Annotated in this window: 17 protein-coding genes and 1 pseudogene; 7 read left to right on the top strand and 11 right to left on the bottom strand. The window is 71.2% G+C overall.

The window, feature by feature from the left end:
- The first annotated feature begins 374 nt into the window (after positions 1 to 374).
- Complete coding sequence (locus tag KJS59_RS28660; protein ID WP_213456753.1) at positions 375 to 899, top strand: hypothetical protein; 525 nt, start codon at positions 375 to 377, stop codon at positions 897 to 899.
- Positions 900 to 1173: 274 nt separating this feature from the next.
- Here the strand turns inward: KJS59_RS28660 and KJS59_RS28655 are convergent, their stop codons facing one another.
- Complete coding sequence (locus KJS59_RS28655; protein WP_213456751.1) at positions 1174 to 2055, bottom strand: hypothetical protein; 882 nt, start codon at positions 2053 to 2055, stop codon at positions 1174 to 1176.
- 836 nt (positions 2056 to 2891) lie between these two features.
- A complete protein-coding gene (locus KJS59_RS28650; protein WP_283775922.1) occupies positions 2892 to 3620 on the bottom strand; it encodes a TetR/AcrR family transcriptional regulator C-terminal domain-containing protein in 729 nt (242 codons plus the stop codon).
- Here KJS59_RS28650 and KJS59_RS31920 point away from each other — a divergent pair.
- Both KJS59_RS31920 and KJS59_RS31915 read left to right on the top strand, forming a co-directional pair.
- The gene (locus KJS59_RS31920) at positions 3511 to 3834 is read left to right on the top strand and encodes a DUF4386 domain-containing protein (RefSeq protein ID WP_283775921.1); all 324 of its coding nucleotides are present in this window, start codon (positions 3511 to 3513) and stop codon (positions 3832 to 3834) included. The two genes, KJS59_RS28650 and KJS59_RS31920, sit on opposite strands and share 110 nt — an antisense overlap.
- Positions 3756 to 3923, top strand: a pseudogene (locus KJS59_RS31915) (DUF4386 domain-containing protein); the annotation flags it as partial. The gene KJS59_RS31920 and the pseudogene KJS59_RS31915, both read left to right, overlap by 79 nt.
- 217 nt (positions 3924 to 4140) lie before the next feature.
- Here KJS59_RS31915 and KJS59_RS28640 read toward each other — a convergent pair.
- From KJS59_RS28640 to KJS59_RS28620, 5 genes are all read right to left on the bottom strand, one after another.
- On the bottom strand, positions 4141 to 4509 hold the full coding sequence (locus tag KJS59_RS28640; RefSeq protein WP_213456747.1) for a YciI family protein: 369 nt from the start codon (positions 4507 to 4509) through the stop codon (positions 4141 to 4143).
- Between the two features lie 170 nt (positions 4510 to 4679).
- Positions 4680 to 6425 (bottom strand): AIPR family protein, encoded by a 1746-nt coding sequence (locus KJS59_RS28635; protein ID WP_213456745.1) that lies wholly within the window; start codon positions 6423 to 6425, stop codon positions 4680 to 4682.
- Between the two features lie 31 nt (positions 6426 to 6456).
- Entirely contained in the window at positions 6457 to 9606 is a 3150-nt protein-coding gene (locus KJS59_RS28630) for a helicase HerA domain-containing protein (protein WP_249715055.1), read from the bottom strand.
- Positions 9603 to 10226: a hypothetical protein gene (locus KJS59_RS28625; RefSeq protein WP_213456743.1), complete on the bottom strand. Its 624-nt coding sequence runs from the start codon at positions 10224 to 10226 to the stop codon at positions 9603 to 9605. The genes KJS59_RS28630 and KJS59_RS28625 overlap by 4 nt, the downstream gene beginning before the upstream one ends.
- Before the next feature lie 511 nt (positions 10227 to 10737).
- A complete protein-coding gene (locus KJS59_RS28620; protein WP_213456770.1) occupies positions 10738 to 11283 on the bottom strand; it encodes an SDR family NAD(P)-dependent oxidoreductase in 546 nt (181 codons plus the stop codon).
- A gap of 58 nt (positions 11284 to 11341) precedes the next feature.
- Here KJS59_RS28620 and KJS59_RS28615 point away from each other — a divergent pair, with 58 nt between their 5' ends.
- From KJS59_RS28615 to KJS59_RS28600, 4 genes are all read left to right on the top strand, one after another.
- A complete protein-coding gene (locus KJS59_RS28615) occupies positions 11342 to 11608 on the top strand; it encodes a ribbon-helix-helix domain-containing protein (protein ID WP_213456741.1) in 267 nt (88 codons plus the stop codon).
- Positions 11605 to 11997 carry a PIN domain-containing protein gene (locus KJS59_RS28610; protein WP_213456738.1) on the top strand — a complete coding sequence of 131 codons (393 nt, stop codon included), beginning with the start codon at positions 11605 to 11607 and terminating at the stop codon, positions 11995 to 11997. Before KJS59_RS28615 ends, KJS59_RS28610 begins: the two co-directional genes overlap by 4 nt.
- Before the next feature lie 144 nt (positions 11998 to 12141).
- Positions 12142 to 12291, top strand: a complete 150-nt coding sequence (locus tag KJS59_RS28605) for a hypothetical protein (protein WP_213456736.1) — start codon at positions 12142 to 12144, stop codon at positions 12289 to 12291.
- A 29-nt stretch (positions 12292 to 12320) separates the two neighbouring features.
- The gene (locus KJS59_RS28600) at positions 12321 to 12524 is read left to right on the top strand and encodes a hypothetical protein (RefSeq protein ID WP_213456734.1); all 204 of its coding nucleotides are present in this window, start codon (positions 12321 to 12323) and stop codon (positions 12522 to 12524) included.
- Here KJS59_RS28600 and KJS59_RS28595 read toward each other — a convergent pair.
- Genes KJS59_RS28595 through KJS59_RS28580 form a run of 4 tightly spaced genes read right to left on the bottom strand, consistent with a single transcriptional unit; the run spans position 12493 to position 20620 of the window.
- Positions 12493 to 13698, bottom strand: coding sequence for a TIGR02679 domain-containing protein (locus KJS59_RS28595; RefSeq protein ID WP_213456732.1), 1206 nt, complete (start codon positions 13696 to 13698; stop codon positions 12493 to 12495). The two genes, KJS59_RS28600 and KJS59_RS28595, sit on opposite strands and share 32 nt — an antisense overlap.
- Positions 13691 to 17701 carry a TIGR02680 family protein gene (locus KJS59_RS28590; protein ID WP_213456730.1) on the bottom strand — a complete coding sequence of 1337 codons (4011 nt, stop codon included), beginning with the start codon at positions 17699 to 17701 and terminating at the stop codon, positions 13691 to 13693. The genes KJS59_RS28595 and KJS59_RS28590 overlap by 8 nt, the downstream gene beginning before the upstream one ends.
- A 13-nt stretch (positions 17702 to 17714) precedes the next feature.
- Positions 17715 to 19043 carry a DUF2398 family protein gene (locus KJS59_RS28585; protein WP_213456727.1) on the bottom strand — a complete coding sequence of 443 codons (1329 nt, stop codon included), beginning with the start codon at positions 19041 to 19043 and terminating at the stop codon, positions 17715 to 17717.
- Positions 19040 to 20620, bottom strand: a complete 1581-nt coding sequence (locus KJS59_RS28580; RefSeq protein WP_249715053.1) for a TIGR02677 family protein — start codon at positions 20618 to 20620, stop codon at positions 19040 to 19042. Before KJS59_RS28580 ends, KJS59_RS28585 begins: the two co-directional genes overlap by 4 nt.
- Positions 20621 to 21294 lie beyond the last annotated feature (674 nt).

The raw sequence follows: 21294 nt of genomic DNA, 5'->3' as shown, positions 1-21294 counted from the left end.
GCAAGGAGTACCTAGGATGGTACGGTCAGTACCATCCTAGGTACTGTAGGGTTCAGGTGGGTTCGCGGTGGGAGTCTTGCTAGGTAGTCGAGTCGTGGCTCGGCAACACCCGCGACCGCTCCACCCGGGGAGGAGGAGCAACGCTCATGATGGACAGTCCAATCCCGGCAACAACCGGATCGGTTGGGAGTGCGGAGCCGCAGCCGGACGGTCGAATCAAGGGTGCGGCCCGTGTTCAGCGCCTTTCCGGGTCCACTCTGTTGCTCTCGGGGCTCCTCGCGGGCGCGGCGGCCGTGCTCCAGGCCGCGGCCTGGCCACCGTCGACATCGGACGAGCTACCGAGGTGGACCGAGTCTCACCACCTGGCGCTCGCCTTGGTCGATGAATGCCTCGTCATCGGCGCGGTGCTGCTCGCCGTGAGTGTCCCCGGGCTGTGGCAGGGTCTGGACGCGCGCCGCCGGCCGGGGATCGCGACAGGGGTCGCGCTGATCGCACTGACCACGCCGGTGAGCGTGGTCCTCGGTGTCGTGTTCGGCCGGTTGGTCTACCCCGCCTACGGCATCGCCGTCGCCGACGATCCACAGACCCTGGCGCTTGTCGTCACGACCTGGGCGGGCGCGGCCCACGCGGTGAGTCTGGTTCTGATGGTCGCCGGCCTCGCCATCGGAGTAGCCATGATCCGTGACCGCGAGGACAGCACGGCCCTCGGCGTGCTGGGTGTCGCGGCGGGCGGTGCCCAATTTATCGCCGCGTACCCATGGCTGTTCCCGATTGCGGTCGTGACCGGCTGCCAGATCGTCCTGGCCGCCTGGTTCGCCGGGATCGGCATGAGCCTGTTGCTACGGGCCCGACAACGCCTCGTTACTCACCACACGGCGAGGGCCAGCAGCCGTCGATGACCCCGGGGCCGGACGCGGCCACCGACGCCCGCGTCCGGTCCACCCGCGACCGTGACACCCGTCGCCGTTTGGATCGGTACTCACATCGGCTCGGCTACGATACCGCCCCAGTAATGCTGCGGCCGGTCTCCACAGTGCGGCGGAGCGGAATGCCACCGAAGCCGGCCAGCCCTGCTCAGGTCAGCACGAGGGTCGCGTCGTCGACCTCCGCTACCGCCTGGCGGGCCAGCCGGCTCAGCAACAGGGCAAACGTTGCCGGTTACGGCTGGTGGGGTCAGCGGCAGTTCGATGCGAACGTGAAGTCGTTGGTGACGACGCGTTGGCCGCGGTCCTTCAGCGTGTGGTCGGCGTCGATCTCGAAGACGTCGAGCAGCGGGTTGGTGTTGAGGTCGAACTGGAGCCGCTCGATATCTGTCGTCCAGGAGAAGTTGCCGTAGCGGGCGTCGGCCACCTGGACGACGCGAACGTCGTTGACGTACTCCCGCCCGGTCGGAGTGGTCATCGTGAAGGTGCGACTGAGCTGGGAGCCGTCGGCCAGGGTCAGGTTGACTGTCGTCCCCGGGTCTTTGGAGGGCAGGACGTAGTGCAGACCCTCGGTGCGGATGCGAAGCCGTCCATTCTCGACGGTTATGACCGCAGCCATGAACAGCGGCTCGTTCCCCGCGCCGGGAGAGACCATGTCGTAGGTGCCACCCGACATGCGTACGCGCAACTCGCCACCATCGATCGCCACGGTGACCTCTTCGATGACGTGCCGGTCCGGCTCGAGGATCGGGTAGAGCAACGGTGTGACCGAGCCCCAGAACTCACCCTCCATGGGGCCGCACCCGGTGTCGGGCGAGATCCCGGAAGCGTGCCGGTCGTCGCCAGGGTCGTCGTAGTCGATCGCGATCGTGATCTTGCTGGGGATGTGGGTGGCGAGGATCGAGTTGCCAACCCGGTCGAAGGTGGTCAGTTGCCACGCCGACCTGGCCTGCCGAGAGTAGATCACCCGGGCCGGGGTGGTGTCGACGACGACCGGCTTGGGCACCACCGCGGTGGGCGGCAGCGTACGGTCCTGCGGGCCGGCCACGGCGGGAGCCGCGGCAGCCATGGCGCCAATGGTGCCGAGCGTGACAAGCGTGGAGAGCGTGACCAGCCTTGCGCGGAGGTTCATGAGGCACAAGTTAGAGCGGGAGTTCGAACGGCGGGCGGACCGGACGTGACGGTTCGATTGCCAAGATCCGCTTCAGGTCAGAACGACGATTCAGGCCCTCGACGGACCTCCAGCCACGTACGCGCCGAGGTGCGCCGGCCGGCCTCCACCGGCCAGTTGTGCGGTCCACGAGCGGGCACCACGGTCGCCGCGACCTGGCGTTGAGCTCACGTCGGGGTGGCGGGCGTTGGCCCCATACGTGAGCTCACCGCAGCGCCACTGCGAGTTCGGCGGCGTTCTCGAACGCAGGCGCCGCCCGTTCGCTCTCGTCCCCACTGACGACGACGCGTTTTGCGCGGTCCAGCATTTCGGCTGCGGTCTCTGGGTCGTATAGCACCATCGCCAGTTCGGCACGGTAGATCAGGGCCGCTACCCGCGCGACCGGGTCGTCGTCGGCATTCCCGTCCGAAGCATGCGCTCCAGCAGAAACGTCGCCGAGCGCATCAGGACGGGTTTCTCTTGTCCGGAGTGCTTGCGCGCCAGATCTTATGAGCGCGCACCCCTGACTTCAGAGCGACGTCACGGGACGAGCACGGCGGTGAGCATGGAGAGATACGACTCGTGGGCGATCCGGACCGGACCGGAGTCGTCAGCGGAGATCGTCATCGGCACATTGTGACCCCTTGCGGATCTGCCGCAATCCGCGCGCTACGCAGCATTACAGCACGTGGTTCGGCAGCGGCGATCGCGCTGGGTAGGCGGGGTTGCGAGCTGTGGGGTGCCGTTAGCCGTCCGGGCACGTCCTTGCCATGCCGGTCAACTGCTGTTCTGCTGTTCTAGTTGGCCGTGGGACGCTGTCAGTCGCGGAGGCGTTCGAGGCCGTCGAGGAGCAGGTCGAGGGTGAACTCGAACTCGACCTGGCTGTCGCACCACCCGAGTGCGGGGTTGTCGGCGTTGTGGGACTCGATGGCAATCATCGCGGCGAGGTGGGGCAGGGCGTCGGCCATCGCGGCCAGATCCGCCTCGGCCTGGGTGTCCGCGTCCTCCTGCGCCGGGTTGAAGATCTCCTGGACGAACCCGAGCGGCATGCTGCCGAACGCGTGCAGCGCCCGGTGCGCGAGGTGGTAGGAGAACCCGGCGTTGACGAGGGTGGAAATGATCCCGTCGTAGTAGGCGTACACCCCGGTGGGGATGGTCCGCCGTGAGCCCAGCAGCCCGGGTACCCACGGGTGGCGGAGCATGACCTGGCGCGCCGCCAGGAACTGTCGCCGCAGTCGCGTATGCCAGTCGGTGTCACCACCGCTGATGTCGTGCTGGCCGACTGCGGCGTCGATCTGGGCGAGCACGGTCTCGACGACGCCGTCGAGCAGGGCTTCCTTACCGGGCAGGTGATAGTAGAGCGACATGGCCTCGACGCCGAGTTCGGCGGCGAGCCGGCGCATCGTCAGTGCCGGGATCCCTTCCCGGTCCGCGAGCGTGACAGCCGCCGTCAGCACGTTCGACGCCGACGACCCCGCCGCGACGCTCACCAACCTGGTCGAGCACGCATCGCTGGCCCGCGCGGGCATCGCCTTCGAGCTGCTCATCGTCCTCACCCAAACGGCCGCCGCCGCCTGGTTCTACCGCCTGTTCCGGCATCGCCGCGTTCGGCCTGGTCAACGCCCTACCCGCTCGGCTGGGTCCTCATCGCCGGCGGCATCGGTTACCTGCTCAGCGCGTTCACCGCAGTCCTCGCCCCGGACACGCGGGCCCTCACCGACGCGCTCGCCTACCCGGCGTCGATCGGCGAGTTCTGGATGATCGGCTACCGGCTGATCCGCGGCGTCCGCCGTCAAACACCCGAGGACGCGCCCTCGAATCCCCACACACCGGCACCATCCGCGGCATGACCGCCGCGATGGCCGCGCCGCACCTCCCGTCGCGGCCATCGCCGTCTCCGGAACACAGCCAGCCGCTCGCGGCTCTGCCGCTGAGCGGGCACACTCGCCGCGAACGGCCTGGCTGTCGCCCCACCGCGTCTCCAGCCCGTGTTGTCAACCGTGGCCAGGAAACTCTTGCCCTAACCCGGCGACTCTCCCCCGATCCGGCGTCGTCGGGCTGTCACCATCACCGGTCGGCCTGGCGGAGCATCGCGTCCTGTTCAGCGTCGGGGATCAGCTCCCGGACCTCCTGCGCACAGCGGCACGCGGCGGCGATCTTGGCAGCCCACGCCAGCGCCTCCTCGCGCGAGGCCACGTCGACGATCGAGAACCCGCCAATGACCTCCTTGGTCTCCGGGTAAGGACCGTCGGTGACCACCCCGTCCGTGGCCACAACGTTCGCCCGCTGTCTTTCCAGTCCGGCGCCGAACACCCACACGCCGGCGTTCACGGCCTCCTCGACGACCGCGTGCGAGGCCGTGCCCACGTCGGGCATCTCGGCAGCGGGGATGTGGTCCATCGCGCCGTCATTGAACGAGATCAAGTACCGCGTCATCCGATGACTCCCTAGTCCCGGCGGCCTTCCCGGCCGCCCTTCACCTGTGCTACGAACGGCCCACCCCGGATCCGATGCCATGCCGAGAAGAATTTCACGGGACCCCACCGGTCGGCGCCCCACGGGCGTCATGTCGCACTGCTCGCGGAGATCGTCGCCGCCGACACCGGCTACCGGCTCGTCCCGCCGTCGCGGCGCTGCGCGGGTAGAACGGCAGCGCGAACCGCCTCGGTGAATCGCCGGTTGCGCACCATCTCGCCCGGCGGTATGCCCGCGGACTCCTCCTGGGCCATGATCCGATTGAAGGTCGGCAGGAGCTTCACGACGGCCCGCTCGGCCGCGCCGGGATCCCAGACGAGGTCGATCATCCGGCGGCACTGCTCGGCGGCGCGCCGGGGATTGGCCGCCAGCCGGTCCGGCCCCAGCACCTGCCAACGCAGCGCCGCCATGAGGTGATAGCGGGCCGGCCGGATGCTCGTCCCGATCCGGCGCGTCCGCAGGAGCCACTCGATGCGGTAGTGCGTCGCCGCCGCGACGTAGTACGCGTCCGGCAGGTGTTCCGGCTGGAACAACTCGTCGCGGCGTTGGGTCGTCAACTCCCGGTAATGGCCTACCTCCGACGGCGCGCCGAGAAACATCGCCGTGTAGGCGCGGGTGAGCTGCGCGCGGTTGATCACCCTGGTCTTTTCGACATCCTGTCGGTTCACGTACTGCTTGGAGCGTCGCTCGTACCAGAGCCGGCGGGACGGTTCCTGCGCGGCGAACCAGTCCTCCAGCCGTTTGTGGAAGTCCTCCCGGGAGGAGAGGTCGTCCTCGCTCACCGCGGTCTGCCGGTTCGTCGCCGCGATGATGCCGGCGATGACCTCCTCGTCCTCGCTGTGCACGACCCGGACGCTGATCTGCACCTCGTCGGAGAGCCGGTCCCGCTCGTCGAACAGCACGTGACAGGTCTGGCAGCCGTTGACCACCTGGAAGTCACGGATGTGTACCTCGTCGCCAACCACCCGAAGATTACGGGTGACGATGGTGACGCCGTTGTTCAGCACCGCGAAACGGCGGTGCCCGTGCTCGTCCCGGACCGTGTCGCGGATCTGGGCGTTGACGCCGTTGTAGCCCTGGAAGTCCCGCACGTTCTCGTGGAACAGCGCCTTGCGAATATGCCCGGTCGGGTCGGTCAGGATCCTGGTGACCAGTTCTCGTGCGGACAGCAGGCCGAGCAGGGACTCCTCGACGCCGGGCATCCGGGGCAAGGAGAGCTTCTTGGGCATCTCGAATGTCGCGGGCACGGCCTGGGTCGCCCGCTTGTACAGGTCGCGGAGTTCATCGCGGGTCACGCATCGAACCTCGACGGCGTCGAACCGTCCCGGGCGCATCAGGTTGCGTTCGGCCGACGTCGCCTTGCGACGCAGCATCTCGGCCACCTGATCGCCGGTGGTGACGTATCGGACGTGCAGCCGTGGCCGGCCGCCGGAGAACTTGGCGATGTTGGCGTAGACCGCGTCGAGGCAGGCACGCAGATTGTCCACATCGGGCGACGCGGGATAGGGCAGTTCGCCGGTGCCGACCACATGCGCGAGGTTGTCCGCCAGGTCGGCGATCACCTTCGTCTCGAACCTCGGGCTGGTCTTGGCCTGCACCACGATGACGTGCACGTCCAACTGCCGGGCCTGTTCGGTGGCCGCCCGCACGTCGGCAGCGTCGCGCAGCAGGACACCGTTGACGAGGATGCCGTACACGTCGATGCCGTAGTCGTTGCCGCCGCCCATCCGGAACACGTCCGGCGTGAAGTCGCTCTCGTAGAACGCGCTCAGCACGCAGAAGCCGGCGAACGCCTCGAACGCCTCGTCGACAGCGAGCGCGTCGAGATCGTGATCGGCCTGGAACTGCTTCACGAGCCCTTCGACGACGATGTCCATCCCGTGCTCCTCGGTACGTCGGCGGTCCGGCTCACGCCCGGGCGCGAGTCAGAACCTCTTCGGCGCTCAGCGCGCTCGTCGGGTGATGCGACAGGCACATCGGAACGGACACCTTGCGAAACGGCGTTCCCTCGCCGACGGTGTAGAACTGGCCGGCTTCCAGACGCGAGATCTCCAGCACCGCGCTGCCCTTGGCCGACGCGACCTCCCGCGCCGCGGCGATCTGGACCGGACTGTTCAGGAAGCCGTAGAACTGGGTCGCGGCGTTGCCGATGATGCGGTTGTGGATGCCCTTCGGCGCCTGGGTCGCGAAGATCAGGCCCAACCCGTACTTCCGGGCCTGGCTGGCCAGGGCGAGCGTGCTCTCGGTGCAGGCGGTCATCGGCCCGGAGGGCACGAACGTCTGCGCCTCGTCCATCACGAACAGCCCGCCGAGCGGCCGGTCACCCGCCGGGTGTCGTTTGATCCACGCGAACAGCGCCATCTGAAGCTGGTTGACGAAGCTCTGTCGATGCTCGTCGTTCGGCAGCCCGATGAGGCTGATGACGGAGATCCGGGCGCGCTTGCCCGGCGGCGGCGTCAGCAGAACGGCCGGGTCGAGCGTCTCGCCGGCGCCACCGAACATCGGGTCGTTGACCATCGCGGCCCGCAGTGTCTCGGACATGTCCGCGGCCAGCTCGCGCGCCCGGCCGAGCGATGCCGCTCCCGCCGGCAGGTCGCTGAGCAGGTCGACGAAGCCGGACAGGCCGCCGTTGCGGGTACGCGCGAAGTAGTCCAGCGCCTGACGGAGAACCGCCCGCCCACGGTCCGCCTTCGCGGTGTTCCCGGCCATTCGCGCGCGGGGGGCGAGCGCCGCGACGGCGGTGTCCAGGGCCAGTCCGAATTCGTCTGGTTCGCCGAGCACCGCCGCGAAGTCCGGGAGCGGCTGGAAGCTGACCGGGCGCCCGGACGTGCGCCGCGGCGTCCACACCACCACGTCCGTTCCGGCCAGGTAGGTCGCGGCCAGCTCGGCGTCGCCCGGTCGCCACGTCTTCGGCGGGTACGGCCAGGCGTCGCCGAGCCGCGCCAGGTCGTTGTTCGGGTCCAGCACGATGGCGGAGACGCCGTTCAGCGCGCACTCCTCGATCAGCCGACGGATCAGGACGGTCTTGCCCGACCCGGATCCGGCAAAGATCACCGCGTGTTTGCGGAGCGATTCGAGCGGCGCGCGTACGGACTCGCCGGTCTCCACCACGGTCCCGAGGTCCAGGCTCGGGCCGGCCTGGTCGGGCGGGGCCGGCGGCTCCGTTTCCACCGGCGAACCCGCCGGCCCGCCCGTCGCGTCGGGCTCGGGTTTCTGTACCTCCCCGCCCTCGGGCGGCGGCCCGAAGACTTTGCCGAACAGTTCGGTGTTTCCGGCCGGCCGCCGCGCCAGCAACCAGTCCGGCAGCGCCGGATCATGCTCGTCGAGCAGCACCGCGAGCGCGGCGAAGGTGCGCAGGTCGTCCGTCGACACCGTGGTCAGCATCCCGCCGCGGTCGAGATAGTCCCGCTTCATCCGCTGGCTGACTTCGCCGTTCGGCCAGGGCGTGTTGCGCAGCAGCACGGCACGACGCTTGGTGATCGCGGGGTCCAGGTTGACGAAACTGAGCAGCCGCCGGAGCCGGGCCTGCGCCGCCAGCGGATTGGCGTGCGACAGCGCCCGGAACGACCAGTGCGCCTCGTCCTCCGTGTCCTCGTCCAGGGTCTCCCGCAGCCACGCGTGCATCGAGGGGTTGCCGTCCTCACCCGCTTGGACGCTGTACCGGCCGCGGCGCTCGCCCTGCTCGAAGGTCCAGGCCAGCAGGCCCGCGACCAGCAGCCGGGCCATCTCCCGGTCCTCGGTCGCGGGCGCCAGCGCGGCGTCGACCACCGCCTGCTCGCGGAGCCGGGCCAGTCGATCGTCGAGCACGGTCAGGCGGGCCGGGGGCGGCACCGGGCTGGGCCGGGTGGGTATCGGCTGCGCTTGGGCCAGGTCGGTGAGCGGCACCACGTCATCCGCCGCAAGGCATGCCCGCACATGCTCGTCCACCCGTTGCAGCAGCCCACGCGGAGTGAAGCCGGGGGCGTCGTGGAACGCCTCCGCAACCACCGGCCAGGTCGGGTACGGCGGCTTGAAATCGGCCATCTCGAAGAACGGCTCGAATCGTGCGGTGACCAACTCGATGGCGATCTCGGCGGACGGGATCCGGGCGAGCCGGGTCTCCGCGCGGAACCGTCCGGCCACCGAGGCGAGGGCGTTCTGCTCGATGAGGGTCCAGGAGTTCGTCAGGCACGCCACCACCGTCACCGTCCGGCTCAGCACCTCCCGCAGTTGCATCAGTCCGTCGCCGAGATCGGCGGCCAGCGCGACCGGCTCGTTGACCGTCGGGTCGGATCCGTCGTCGACCGCGGACGTGCGGGCCTGCGCGAAGACCGGGTCGATCTGGTCGACGGCGAACAGGGTCGCCCCGGTGCAGGCGACCAGCCGGGAAAGCTCCCTGGCCACCTGCTGCGGCGGCCTGACCGTGGTAGGTATGCCCCAGCGTTCCAGCCCGACCGACGTCTCCTCCTGCGCCGAGGTCAGCCAGTTCTCGGCGAGGTCGTTGGCGTACTCGTCCGACGAGGCCAGCATGACCAGGGCCCGGAGCGTGTGCCGGCATTCGCGGCCGGCCTCGGGTTCGGCGCGGCGGAACGCGGAGATGAATTGATCAAGAGCTTCGGGGGTCAGCTGGCTGTCGCCACGCACCCGAAGGCGCAGGGCATTGGATATTCCAGCGATCTCCGCGAGCCGCTCCAGCAGCACTGCGAGCTGCCGATGCCGATACGATCCGGATCTGTGCAAACCGCGCAGGAAGGCGGAGACCACGTTCGGCCAGAATGATTTCCCATCGGCGATTCCCATCAGGAAGAAATAGCCGTGGCGGCGGTGCTGCACCTGTTCCCGAGCCCACCGGATCAGGTGCGTTTTTCCGGACCCATGCCGGCCGTGGATCACCAGGCCGACGGGGCTTCGGGTGGTGCTCGCTTCCGCGGTCTCGTAGGCGCGAAGGACCGTGGCGCCGACGTCGCCGTTCAGCCCGTCGATGTGGAAGTCGAGCCGGGACCAGACGTCGTCCTGGGTCGGCGCCCAGTCCAGCCGGCGCAGTTCATGCAGCGCGCGCCGCTCGTGGGGCTCGATCATGAGCGGCCGATCGTGATCAGATGCATGTCCTCTCCGCCGAGCGGGACCGCGGCCGCCTTGGCCCGGTCACTCAGAGCTACGCGGTGCGGATCGGGTTCAAGCTGGATCGCCCGTTGCCGGTCCAGGTCCAGCAGGGCCTCGTCAAGCCGCTGGCGCGGGATGTCCGGCAGTTCATCGCGCAGCCGGGCAAGACTGACCAGGGCTCCGGGCTCACCGGCCAACCCGCCGTACGCCTGCCGGATCCGATCCTCGATGGAGAGTGGGCCGGGATCGTCGCCCGTGAAGACGTCGGAGAGCTGGTATCCGTTTTTGATCATCAGGCCGTTGAGGTGGCGGAACGTGCTGTAGAGCAGGTGCCAGGCGGCGCCCACCCCCTCCGGCGGGGGCAGCGTCAGCTCGTCCCTGCCGCGGGCCCAGCCCTGGTCGGTCAGCTCGTGGAAGATCGCGCCACGCGGCCCCTTCTTCCAGGTGATCAGCTTCTCCCGGGTCAATTGATCACGAGCGGACTTCTCGATGGTGACGCGATACAGCCTCCGAAGATCGGGATTCGAGGCCTCGATAACGTGCAGCATCAAGGCGACCAGCGCCTGCCGGGCAGGCGTACTCAGGACAACAGACATGGCGATGATCTTCCGAGTCGGGGGTGCGGTCGGGGCCGCCGCACAGAGCATCATTGCCGCAGCGGCGATTTCCCGCGAGTCCCCGAGCAGTCTTTGATCTTCCCGCGCTGGTGTCCGGTAACCGACATTCGCGGTATATGGAGACGATTGACACCGGGCGCTACAGTGTCTCCTTTTTCGATTTCGACGAGATCGCCGCGGTCGCGTGCCGGGTGGTCAGCCGGGACAGTTGGGCCGGCTTCGACGACGGCTGGGGCGCGTTGGTGCGCTTCGCTTTCCCCAAGCCGCACGGGAAGCGCCGGCCATTGACCGACCCGCAGCGTGCGCTGCTTCGGGCGCTGGTCGCAAACGACACCCTTGGGACTCGACGAACGGGAGCTGCGGGCTGGTCTTCGAGGAGGCCGGATTACCACACGGCCGGGGGCGTGTCGCCGGCTCGCCGGGTGACCGACCGTCAGGATCAGGTATCCGGATCTGTCGCGACCCGGCCAGGCCCGCTCGTGCGCCGGGGTCAGGTCGCGAGGGCGTCGAGGTCGACCGGCGTGCCGTCCTCGAAGAGCAGGCCGGTGGGCCCGTCGGCGGGCAGCATCGCCGCCCAGGCCACCCAGCGTGCGCTTTCGACCGTCGGCCGTCCATCGTTGTCGGCGCCGAGCTCGGGGTGGCTGGCGAACCGCCCGGGGTCGACGGAGTTGACGAGGATTCCGGCGTCGCGCAGCTCGACGGCCAGCGAGGCGGTCAGGGCATCGGCGGTGAACTTGGCCATCGAGTACCCCGGTGCCCCGACGGGGCGGGGCAGCGCGGCGCCGGCGCGGACCTGCATCGCGGCCCCGCTGGACACGGTGACGATCCGGGCCGCCGGCGCCGCCTCCAGGAGAGGCAGGCAGGCCCGGGTGAGCAGCCACGGGCCGAAGACGCAGACCTCGAAGGCGGCACGTACGGCGTCGGCGTCGGCGGCCAGGAGGCGGAACGTGTCCCAGTCGGGCATCAGGGCGGCGTTGTGGACCAGCGCGTCGAGCCGGCCGAACTCGGCGGCCAGCCGCGCCGCGGCCCCGGTGATGGCACTCTCTTACCCGATAGCAGGTATCGCAACCGCCATATGGTTGTACAGTATTCGTATGGCAGTTAAGAAGGTGACGGTTACCCTCCCCGAGGAGTTGGTCGAGGCACTTGGTGCGGCGGCCCGGGAAGACGGTATGCCGCTGTCGAGGCTGGTCGCCAGGGCTGCGGAGAGTGAACTGCGGCGGCGGGTCGGGCGGCGACTGGTCGCCGACTGGCAGGCCGAACATGGTGCGTTCACCGTGGAAGAGATCGCTGCGGCACGAGCGGAGATGGCCGCCGCCGACGCTCAGGCGCTCAGCGCGCCTGGTCAGGCAGCAGCGTGAGCATCCCCTACGTCTACGACGCCGGCGTGCTACTCGCGGTGGACAGCAATGATCGGCGGATGTGGGCGATCCACCACCTGGCCGTGGAAGAGGGCCGACGCCTGCTCATCCCCTCCGTCGTGGTCGGTCAGGCGTGGCGCGACGCTCGCCGCCAGGTCCAGCTCGGCCGGTTCCTGCCCGGCTGTGAGGTTGTCCCGGTCGGCCTTGAGCTGGCAAAGGCGGCCGGTGTGCTGTGCGGCAAGGCCGGCACGCGCGACATTGTCGATGCCAGCGTGGTCACCGTTGCTCTGGCCTGCGGCGCGATCGTCTTCACCAGCGATCCCGAGGACATCGCGCAACTGTCGGCCGCCTCGGACGTCAAACCGGGTCTGGTCATCCGCCGCCTCTGAGCGCCGGTATCGAGCCGGCACGGGCGCGGCGCTGACGCCGTGCCGCTCCCCTGGCCGACACCGTTCCGGCGCCATGGGCTGGGGTTTCGGGATGTCGGTCCGCACCCGCCGCACGCACCTCGGCCCCTCGGTCGGCAGCTACGGGTGGCCCGGCTTCTACGGCACCGCCTAGTACACGATCCCGCCGAGGACCTGACGGCGATCTTCGTCATGCAGCGGGCCCACGCGGGCGACCAGAAGCTGCCGATGTGGCACGACCTCTGGACCGCCGTCTACCAGGCAATCGACGACTGACCCCGGAACGTTCGGGCATCGGGAGCGGCATGCCGTCGTGGTGGAGTTCGCCGTGGTGGGCCGCGGGGTCCGTGGTTGTGGACGTGCGGCTGGGTGAGGGCGAGGTCTTCGAGCCGATCGAGGGCGATTGGTACGTTTTCCTGATCCGGCACGGCGCGTACGCCGACCGGGCAACGGGCGCCGACCCGTGGGGGCTACAGGTCACCGAGCTGAGGTTGATCCCGGACGTGTGACGTCAGCGGTGAGGTCCGTCAGCAGCGTATCGAGCAGCCGCTCCTCCATGACCGCCCGCCCGATTCGGCTCATCATCGTCCCCAGCAGCGGATCCCAGGGCGTTTCGGCCGGCGTCCCGAGCAGCGGGACGCCCTGGCCGGCGGCCTGCACGTAGTCCGCGGCGCTCATCCGCCAGGGCACGGCCTGCGCGTACCGCCTCAGCGCCGCCCCGGTCATCCGCAGGCCGGGCCAGTCGAAGTCGTTGCGCCATCGGACCACCGCCCCGGGCCGTACCGCCGTCAGCAGCTCGTGCACCGCCGCGGACGGGGCCCCTTCGGTGCAGACGACCGCCTGGGTCCACCGGCCGGCGGCGGCTCGCAGCACGGCAGGGTTCTCGCACACGAAGATCTCGGTGGCTTCGATGGTCAGCGGAGCCAGCCGCAACTGCTGCAGCGTGGCCCGGAACGGCACGTGCGCCGCGGCGGCCTCGGTGAGCCAGGAGCCGACGACCCCGCCGGCGGCCGGCAGGTTCAACAGGAGCACCTGGCTGGCCAGGTCGTCCGGTACGACCCCGGCCAGTTCCCACAGCGCTCGCTCCTGCTCGGCTCCCGACGGCGCGGGCAGCCCGTGCCACGCCGCGATTGCCCGCAGCACCAACCCGCGGACGGGGCCTTCGGTGAGCCCCTTGGTGTCATCGAGGATCCGTTCGGCGAGCACCGGCAGCGGGATGTCGGTGGCCGGCAGGGCGTCCAGCACGGCGACCACGTCGGGGAATGGAAGGCCGCCGCGCACGACGCGGGTCAGTGTGCCGTCCCTGCGCAGACCGTCGAGCCACAGCTCGTACCAGTGCGAACCGGCGTGCCTGCTCTCGGCGGCCAGCGCGAGCACGGCGTCGCGCCCCAGCGCTTCGCGCTTGCGCTCCCCGGGCCGGTCGCGCACCGGCCCGAGCGTCTCCGCCAGCCCCTTCCCGTACGCGGCGCGCAGGTGCGCATCCACCTCGGCGAGGCGCACCGTGACCCGCCCCACCCCGGCGGGCCGGTGCACGCCGGTGAGCCCGATGATCACGAGCCGTTCGTCGTCGTCCGGTGCGGAGAGGGACACCGTGCCGTCCAGGCTGCCGCCCGTGCGTTCCAGGCTGCGACGGGCGGCCACGAGCAGCCGCCGCCAGCCCGGCTCGGTGAGCGGGTCACCCACCGGTCGGCGTCCGGCGGGTCTCCGGCGAGCCCAGCGCCCGCGCCAGGGTGCCGTCGAGGTCGGCGATGTTCATCTTGCCGTCCCAGACCAGCAGCACCGTCGACACGGCATGGTCCACGGCGGAGTGCGACAGGTCGTAATGCGCGGCCCCGGTTACCGCGGGGTGCGTGGCCCACAGGTCATAACCGGTCATGAACAGGTCGAGGTCGAACTGCTTGGCCAGCGACATCAGCTCGCCGCGGCCGTTCTCGTCGACGCCGGCGAACGCCTCGTCCAGGCCGAGCAGCCGGGGCGCGTCCGGGCGGGCGGAGCCGAACAGGGCGTTCGCGGCGGCGAACAGCGGCAGGTGCAGCGATACCGACTGCTCGCCCCCGGAGAGCTGGCTGTGCCGGGACCTGGTCAGCGCTTCGCTGCTGCCGCCCGGCCGGTGCAGGGTGAACGCGAACGTCCGCCACTGGCGGTAGTCGAGAACCCCGGCGAGCAACTCCCGGTACGGCTTCTCCGGCGCCTGGGCGCGGGCCGTCTTGATCCGGCTGGCGAAGTGCCGGCGCAGCTGGGTGAGTTGGGTGGGGCCGAGGCGGGCGGGATCACGTTCGAGCAGCCGGCAGACCTCGCGATGTTCCGGGTCGAGGTCGTCGGCGAGCCGCCAGCCGACGCCGACGGTGAGTCCGGAGGACATGCGCCGGGCGCGCATCTGGGCGTCCATCGCCGCGACCAGGTCGCGGGCCTCGATCGTACGGCGGTGGATCTGACCGGCGAGCTGCCCGAGCAGGGCATCTTCGAAGACCCGCTGCTCGGCCTCGGTCAGCAGTTGCTCCTGGTCGCGGCGTTCGGTGGCGATGCGCTGCGCGAAGTGGGCGACGGGCGTGAGTCCCTGCTCGTCGGCAACCCGCACCACCACGACGCCCTCGTCGGTGTCCCACTCCGGCCGATGGTCGAGCCCCGCGGCGGGTAGCTGGGTCTGGAGTTCGGTGAGCGCGCCGCTGAGCCGGGTCGCGCTCTGCTTGAGCGACGTCTCGGTCGGGCTCAGATCACGAGTGGCGCCGAGGATCGCCTCGTGCAGCGCCACGACCGTCGGGTCCAGGTCGTCGCCGGTCGCTTCGGTCACCGGCCAGCGCAACTCGGCCGGGCACCGCATCAGCCCGAGCAGATCCGGCTGGGCGTACGGGCGCAGCCGCAGCGACTCGTGCCGGGCCTCGGCGATCGCGTCGGCGATCGCCTGCTCGCCGAGCCGAACGCGTTCACCGGCCGCGGCGAGGGTCTCCCTGGCCGCGCTGTACGCGTCACGGGTGACGATCAGGCTGTGCTCCGCCTCCTCGATGGCCCCCTCGGTCTCGTTCACCTCGGCCAGCACGCGGGTCGCCTCGGCGCCGATCGCGGCCGAGAGCGTCCGCAGCTCCTCATCCTTCTCCACGTGGCGGCGGGTGGCTTCCCGGGCGGCCTGCTGCGCCTCGACCAGGCGCGCCTCCGCCTCGGCCCGCCGATCGGCGGCCTGCTCGGCGAGCCCCGCGGTCCTCGATGCCGTCTCGTAGGCGTGCCCCAGCTCGACGCCGAGCAGGGAAAACCGGTCGAGCGAGCCCGCTGTGGCGTCGAGACGCTCGACCGGTAGGCCGCGTTCGGCGACGGTCCGGCGCAGCGCGGCGGCGGCCGCCGCCTGCTCGGCGACGGCGGCGTCCAGTCGGTTCGCCGCGTCGAGGGCGGCCTCCCTGCGTACGCGAAGCTCCGTCGCGGCCCGGTCCAGCGCCCGCTCGGCATCGCGGATGGCCGTCCGCGGCGGTAGCGCCGCACCGGCCGCCCCCGCCGCGGTGAGCAGCGCCTCCCGCGCCCGGCACCGGCCCGTCACCCGCTCCGACTCCGCGCGCAGATCGGCGAGCCGCCGTTCGCAGTCGGCGACGCGGATCGCGCGCCGGGCGGCCCGGGCCGTGGCGCCGATGTACTCGCAGCGGTCCTTGGCGAAGCTGCCGGTGCCGGCGCCCTGCGCCCACCGGCCGGCGGCGTCGACGCCGGCCGGACCGTCGAGGTCACCCAGGGCGATGCCGGCCAGCACGGCCGAGATCCGCGCCGCGGGCACGAACCCCTGCTCCTCCGGGACCAGCACGTCGGCCAACGTCCGACCCGCCACGCGCGGCCCGGCGCGCAGGAAGGCGTCCTGCTCGCCGTCGTCGTCGCCGTCCGGGCGGATCCAGGCGTCGAGCAGCCCGGCAGCGTGCAGCGCGGCCTCGATCCCGGCGGCCTCGGCCGCGGACGTGTCGTCGGCGAACCGGACGAGCCGCCACAGCGGTGCGCCGGGCCGGCCCTCGCGCGGCGCGGGTCGGGTGGCCGACGGCGGTGGGGCGTCGTCGCGCTCGGCCGCGATGGCGTCGCGTTCAGCGGTCAGGGCGTCGCGTTCGGCGGCCAGCCCCTCCTCGCGGGTGCGCAGCGCGGCGACCTCGTCGCGGACGGTGGCGAGCGGGGCGGCGACCTGTTCGTGGTACAGGTCGCGCAGGGACGGAGCCGCCGGCTGCCCGGCAAGCAGCTCAACCAGACCGGGCCGGTTCAACTCGGCGAGCAGGCCGGCGTGCTCGATGCCCCACCGGCGTACCGAGGCGGCGGTCTGCTCCTTCGCCTCGTCCAGGGCGGTGCCGGCGCGTTCCTCGGCCGCGACCGCGTTCTCGGCGGCGGCCCGGGCCTGCCGGTCGGTTTCGGCCGCGCGCCCGTGGTCCCGTTCCGCCTCGGCGAGCCGGCCAAGCAGCGCCCGCACGGCGTCGACGTCGGCGCGGCGCGCCTCGACCCGGGCGGAGACGCGGACACCGAGGCCGTCGGCGGCCGCGTCGGCAGGCCGCCATTCCACGCCCGCGATCGCCGCCTCGGCGGCGAGGTCGGTGGCCGTCCGAGCCGCCCGCGACTGTGCGTCCCGCGCGGCCGTCACGGCCTGGCGCCACTCGGCCGCTCGCCGGCCCGCGGTGCCCTGCTCCGCGGCGACCCGCTCGCCCGCCCGCCGCTCGGCGGCTGCGAGATCCTGCACGTGCCGGTCCAGGTCGGCCAACTGCTCATGGGAACGGTAGGCCGCCGAACTCTTGAGCCGCTCCAGGTGGGCACGCAGCCGGCCCGGTTCCCCATCGACCGCGCGAAGCCGCGCCTCGGCCCCGGTCGCGGCCCGCGTCGCCTCGGCCACGGCATCCCGCGCGCCGGCCAGCGCGGCGCGGCGATCGTCGACCGCGACGCGGCGAGCGCTGAGCGCGTCGGCGGCGGCCCGGGCATGGGTACGCAGGTAGGTGGCGTACCCGGTAAGGAACGAGGTGGTGGCCCGGTCCGCGACGACGAGCCCCTCCAGGGTCCGGGCCACCGCCTCCATGTCGTCGAACGAACGTGCCGCCTCGACGAGCAGGTGATCCTCCACCGGGCGCAGACCGCGCTGCAGCGTGCGGGACAGCTCGACCGGATTGAGATCCTTGGCCAGCTGCGGCTTGCGCAGGGTGAGCACCAGGTCGAGCAACTGCTCGTAGCGGGCGGCTCCGAGCCCGAACAGACGCGCGTCGACCAGGTGCCGGTACTCCTCGGCCGAGTCGCGGACGGCGTCCGCGCCGAGCCGCTCGATCAGTTCGCGCCGCGACACCGGCCGGTCGTCGGCGTCCAGGAGTGACAGATCCACCCCGACCCGCCCGTCTGCCACGAAGTGCCAGCGGGTGACCCGATCGTTGTGCTTGTGCGCCCGCAACCCGATGCCGATGGTCACCCACGAAGTGCCGTCGCCGAACTCCATCCACACGTACGCGTGCGACACCTCCTGCCCCCGGTAGAGGATGTTGGACTTCATCGTCCGGTCCTCACCGGCGAACGGGTTGAGCCGGCGCGGCTCGATCCGTCCGTCCAGCGCGAACGGAAAGAGCACCTCCAGGGCCTTGGTCTTGCCCGAGCCGTTCGGGCCACGCAGCACCAGCCAGCCATCGACGAACAGGAACTCTTCGTCGCGGTAGTCCCAGAGGTTGATGATGCCCGCGCGGGTGGGTACGAAGCGTGCCAAAACCGATCCCTCGTCAGAAGAGCCTGCGTTGCCGGACCTGGGCGACGGTGTTGCGGTACCGCCCGATCAGCGGCCGGGCCAGCACGCCGCCGGGCACCGGGACGACCGCGCCGAACCGGGCGAGCAAGGAGACCGCCTCGGCGCGCAGGCGGTCCGGGTCGGCGTGCCAGGCGGCGCCGAAAGCGGAGCCGTAGGTCCGCAGGATCTCGCCGGTCGCCTCGCGTAGGAAGCTGTCCGTGATCAGCGGCAGCCTCCGCTCGCCGGCATGCTCCGCCGGCTCGTCCACCCCGACGGGGGCGGATGGCGGGTCCGCGAACACGGGCCGGCTCTCGGGCCGGCCGGTGTCGGCGGCGGCGGCCAGTGCGGCCTGCCGGTCCTTCGGGTGCGGCGCCGGCACGCGACGGGCGCGGCGGCCGTCCGGGTCGGCCACCCGATCGCCGATTGCCACCGCGAGCAGCACGGCGGCCTGTGCCACCGAACCGGTGCCCGGGAACCGCTCCGCCGACCAGCCCACGGTGTCGACCAGCAGGACCCCTTCGGCGCGGCGCTCCAGCCGCAGACCGGTCAACCGGTGCAGGTCCTCCGCGAGGGCCTGCCCGCGCAGGTGGTTACCGATCTCGGCGGGTACGTCGTCGTAGTACACGACCGACCGCTCCACCGCGGCCCGCCGCGCGGCCTGCGCCGCCGCGCGCCGCTCGGCGTTGCCGCTGCTGCTGAGCGACCGCTCCAGCAAGGCGGTCACCGAATCGATGTGCTGCAGCACCCGCGGCGGCCGGAAGAGGGCGAACACCGCGTCGCGGGCAACGTCGTACAGCGCCTCCCCGGCGCCGGGGTCGCTGACCCAGGCAGCGCTGGAACCGTCGGCCACCCCCAGCACACCGCGCTCCTCGAGCCAGGCCACCGCATCCACGAAGGCCCGCCGGTCCGTTCCCTGATCCGCGTCGAGTCCCAGGCCGGGAATCCGGTTCGCGTCGCCGGCGACCTGGTCGGCCAGCTCGGTCAGGCTGATCTGGATGCCCGCGCGACCCAGCGCCGCCAGACAGAGCGCGAGGTACGCGTACCTTTGCCGGTCGAACGGGCGGCCCGTCCTCGACGTCGCCGGACGGTCCGGGTCCAGCGCGTCGGCCGTGCGCACCAGACGGGCGGTGGTGCTGTGCAACTCCAACCGGTAACCGAACGCCTCGGCCAGGTCGCGGCGCAGGTCGGAGGCGAACCGGCGAACCCGGGGCAACGCCTTCTCGTCCGGCCAGATCGCCGTCACCAGCGGATGGCGCAGCAGCAGGCGCACGGCCCGCTGGTAATCGGCCAGCTCCAGGTCGGACACGTCGGCCGCGAACCTCACGAGACCGCCATCCGGTCCGCCTTTTCCGGCCGCGCGCTGGTGTGCCCGGCCGTGGTCAGGGTGAGCGCGTACCCGTCAAGGTGGAGCCGGCCCGCGGTGGTGATCACCGTGGTGAACTGGCCGGGCGCCGGGACGAGCGTGAGCCGGACCCCGAACGCGGCCGCGGCCAGCGGCGTGTCGAGACGGCCGGCCGCGCGGGCGCCGAGCGCGAGGTCCAGCAGCCGGCGCAACGCACCGGCCTGCGCCTCGTCGAGCAGCACCGCCGTCTCGCCACAAAACGCGTCCACCAGGCCGGACGCCGCGACGGCCTGACGGCGTTCCTCAACGATCTGACGCTCGCGCAGGAGCCGCCGCGACGAGTCGGCCCGCTCGATACGCGCCGGGCGGCCGTTGCCCTGGCCGGGCATGCGACCGGACTGCACGAGGGTGCGCGACAGCTCCACGGCCGGGGCCTCCCACCAGGAGAGCCGGCTCGGAACCGCCTCCGGGTCGGGGTATCCGACGCCGACGTGCCGCGGGGCGCCCAGCCCGAACACGACGTCGAAGACGGCGTGGGCCGCCTCGTCGGAGCCGACACCGGTGAACCAGGCCGCCAGGTGTCGCAGCTGTGACTCCCGGCTGACGCCGCCGCGCCGCGCCTCGGTGACTCTGCGCAGCAGGGCCAGCACATCGCCGATCGCCGCCATCGTCGCACCGGCCAGCCGATCGGCCTCGCTGGGCGTGGCGGGCTCGGGCGGCGCCAACCACGACCGCAGGCCGGCCCACCTGCGCCACCAGTCGGCGATCCGCTCCGACGGCGTGGCGAACAGCCGCTCGTCGGCTTCGGCGGCCGCCTCGATCATCCGCTCCAGGCCGGTCGTCTCCACCTCGGCGACCGCCTCGCGCAGCCGCGGGGTGTAGCGCTGCAACTCGTCGTGGAAGTCGCGCAGGTGGGCCAGCAACGCGTCCTTGTGCGCCAGGAAGACCTCCGGACGCAGGTCGTGAGTGCGACTCAGGTCGCCTAGCATGTGGTAGAAGCGTGCGGCCCGTTCGGCGACGTCGGCGAGTGCGCGGTCGAGCCGGTTGAGCTTGCGGTAGACCTCCTCGGCGTCCCCGGCCCCGTTCGCCGCGGCCAGCGCCTTCAGGTCGGCGAGCAGGTCGGCGAAGACCAGCCGGGACAGTGTGCTGTCGTCCAGGCCGGCGGCGAGCACGCCCTCCACGGCACGATGGGCGCGGTAGCCCGCCTCGGTGAACTGGTAGACCGAGTGGCGGTTGCGGTATTCGGCGAGCGTCGCGGCGCGGGCGCCGTCCTGGCCACGGTCGAGCACACCCCAGTCGACCAGGGCGTCCAGCAGGCGGGGCAGCTCCAGCGCCGCCGGATCGGGACAGTTCGAGTGGGTGGCGGCCAGCCCCGCAAGCGTGGCCGCCACCTCGGAAGTGTGCAGGACAACGTGGTAGCTGGAGCGCGCGGCGTCGAAGGCGCGCAGCACCCACAGGTACGCGAGCCGGTTGTCCGCGGTCACGTACCCGAACAGTCGCATGCGGTCGTCGAGCCCGAAATCATCGAGGCCGAACGACACTGCACCAGCCGTCGACACCCACCCTCCTCGCGATGGTCCGCCAAGGTTACCGACTCCCGGCGGTGACCGCCGAACGCGATGTGCGCATCGCCGTTGTGCGGCCATCGTCCGGCTCATCGGCCCTCAAAGCAAATGCCGCTGGCTTCGCACCGCCCGCCCGGCCCGCTACCGCGCCGACCCCGACGCCACCCAGAGCTCAATCTCCCGGAGCAGTGCCGCCTCGGCAGCCGCCGCCTCCTCCTCCCCAGGTCATGTACTGCTTGCGGGCCAGCAGGTAGGACCGGCGGGCCCGGATCAGGGCGGCGAAAGCGCCGACCACGTCGCCGGCCCGCACGGCCGAGTCAGCGGCCAGAGCGGCCGCGAACGCGTTGGTCCAGATGTGGGTCGGTGGGATCTCCTTGAAAGGCAGCTCCGGTGGGAGCTGCGACCACGGTCCAGGCGCTCATGCTGTGGCGGTCCCACCCGGCCCCTCAATGAAAGGCAGCTCCGGTGGGAGCTGCGACCGTCAGGGTCGGCATCCTCGTCGGCGGAGCACTCGATCCCTCAATGAAAGGCAGCTCCGGTGGGAGCTGCGACTTCCGGGACGCTCGGAGTGCCACCGGGGAGTGGAATGCCCCCTCAGTGAGCCTTTCCCAGCAAGGTTCTCGTTACGGTCGGTGACCGTCCATGCACGACACGCCGAACTCGTTGAG

This window comes from Rhizomonospora bruguierae (assembly GCF_018397995.1).
Taxonomy (GTDB): Bacteria; Actinomycetota; Actinomycetes; order Mycobacteriales; family Micromonosporaceae; genus Rhizomonospora; species Rhizomonospora bruguierae.
The sequence above is the reverse complement of the archived record's forward strand: the minus strand, read 5'-3'. Positions and strand labels throughout refer to the sequence as shown.